Source organism: Micromonospora sp. URMC 106 (assembly GCF_051386395.1).
Taxonomy (GTDB): domain Bacteria; phylum Actinomycetota; class Actinomycetes; order Mycobacteriales; family Micromonosporaceae; genus Micromonospora.
Map to the genome: position 1 here is coordinate 1 of NZ_JBPQTP010000287.1, position 249 is coordinate 249.

Annotated in this window: 1 protein-coding gene; it reads right to left on the reverse strand. The window is 69.9% G+C overall.

The genetic code is table 11. The annotated features are described in order from the left end of the window. A partial coding sequence (locus tag ACSNOB_RS32130; protein WP_436691220.1) for a hypothetical protein occupies window positions 1-249 on the reverse strand: 249 nt, incomplete at both ends.

The following is a 249-nucleotide window of genomic DNA, read 5'->3' on the forward strand; positions in this document are numbered from 1 at the left end:
GTGGTGCGCTTGGGGTCCCAGCGGATGGAAAAGCAGACGATGCTGGCCAGCAGCGGCACCACGGACAGGATGAGGAAGGTGTTCTCCAGCCCGTACTGCTGGCGGAACAGCGGGAACACCAGCAGCCCCAGCGCCGCGCCCATGGCGCCCAGCGCGCCGATCACGCCGTTGGCGCCCGCGCGCAGCTCGCTGCGGAACGACAGCGTGGACAGGCTCTTGCCGTTGGCGCCTGGCCCGCCCGAGTGAAAG